Raw genomic sequence first — 1,900 nt, forward strand, 5'->3', positions numbered from 1 at the left:
GCTGCGCTGCTGGCCCTGGCCGGTGTCCGTGACGCCTCTACCCTGTTGCTGGACCAGCGCCTGGTGAGTTTCTGGTGCGGTGATGCCGATGAGGCGACCTTGCGCACCGACGTGAGCGACAGCCTGCCCGCGCACATGCAGCCGAGCCTGTTCGTGCAGCTCGACCGCCTGCCGCTCAACAGCAACGGCAAGCTCGACCGCAAGGCCCTGGCCGCCATGCCGCTGCCACAGAGCCAAAGCGACCAGCCACGCACCGCGCCGCGCAATGCCACTGAAACCGTGCTCTGCGAACTGTTCAGCGAAGTGCTGGGGGGTTCACCGGTCGGTATCGACGATAACTTCTTCCAACTCGGCGGCCATTCCCTGCTGGCCACCCGCCTGGTCAGTCGGGTCCGCGAGCGCCTGGGGGTTTACCTGCCCCTGCCGCTGGTGTTCGCCCAACCGACGGTCGCGGTCCTGGCCGGGCATCTGCGCGCGGCCATGCCGGGTGAGTCGATCACCGCGCAACCGCGTCCGGCACAATTGCCCCTGGGGCTGGCCCAGCGCCGGTTCTGGATGCTCAGCCGCCTGGTGCCAGAGTCCCGCGAGTACCACATGCCATTCGCGCTGACCTTGCGCGGCGCGCTGCAGGCCCGGGTCTTGCGTGAGGCCTTCGAGCAAGTCAGCCAGCGCCACCTGGTGCTGCGCAGCCGGATTGTCGAAGTCGACGGCGAACCGCAATTGCTGATCGATGACCACGGGCCGGCGCTCGCGGTCACTGGCGTTGCAAGCCAGGACTGGGCCGCAGCCTGCGCCAGCGCCCAGGACGATCTGATGGCGCCGTTCGACCTGGCCGTCGCCGCGCCTTGGCGGGCGCACCTGCTGCAACGCCAGGGCAGCGACGAAAACCTGCTGCTGGTGTGCCTGCACCACAGCGCCACCGACGGTTGGGCCATGCAGTTGCTCATCGACGAACTGACCCAGGCCTACGCCGCCGGCCTGGACGGACAGTCGCCTGCCTGGACACCGCTGGAGATCGACTACGTCGATTTCGCCCTGTGGCAACAGGCCCCGGACACCCAGGCCCGGCGCAGTAACAGCCTCGACTACTGGAAAAATCACTTGGGCCAGGACGACTATCAACTCGACCTGCCCATCGACCATCCACGTGGCGCCGAGGCCGATCGTCGCGCCCGGCAACTGAGCGTCCGCCTTGGCATCCCACGCGCCGAGGCCATCCGCCAGTTCGCCCGCCAGCGTGGGACGACGTCCTATGTGGTGCTGGCCACGGCCCTGAGCGCGCTGCTGGCCCGCTACAGCGGCCAACGGGAAATTCGCCTCGGCACCCCGGCGGACCAACGTGACCACGCGCAAACCCAGACGTTGCTGGCCTGCCTGGTCAACACCCTGGTGATCCGCAGCGACATCGACCCACGGGCCCCGGCCGAGCAGCTGCTCGCCAGCCTCGAGGCCGACCTGCGGGCCGCCCAGGCCCACGCCGACCTGCCCTTCGCCACCCTGGTCGGTGCCGTCGCGCAGAACCGCGACTTGAATCGTACGCCGTTGTTCCAGGTGCTGTTCTCCCTCAACCACGGCCGCGTCGACAGCAATCAGTGGCCGGGGCTGAACGTCGAGGAGCAGATGCTGCCGGTGATCGACGCCAAGTTCGAACAGAACTGGGAAGTCCAGGACGACGGCAGCGACATGACGCTGGCGCTGGAATACCAATCGGCCTTGTACGACGAAACGACGATGCAACGCTGGAGCGCGCAGTGGTGCGCGCTGCTCGACGCCTTGGTGGCTGATCCTGAGCGCAGTCTGGTCGATCTGTTCCCGCAACAGCAGGACCAGCAGCAACTCGACCGTTGGAACGCCACCGAACGTCACTACGACGGCCCGACCAACCTGCACACCGCCCTGA

1 protein-coding gene is annotated in these 1,900 nt (G+C 67.6%); it reads left to right on the forward strand.

The genetic code is table 11. From position 1 onward, the window contains the following. Positions 1-1,900, forward strand: a 1,900-nt coding sequence (locus tag OC610_RS26705; RefSeq protein ID WP_264432228.1) for a condensation domain-containing protein, incomplete at both ends; no start/stop codon positions are given.

Source organism: Pseudomonas agronomica (assembly GCF_025917275.1).
Classification (GTDB): Bacteria; Pseudomonadota; Gammaproteobacteria; order Pseudomonadales; family Pseudomonadaceae; genus Aquipseudomonas; species Aquipseudomonas agronomica.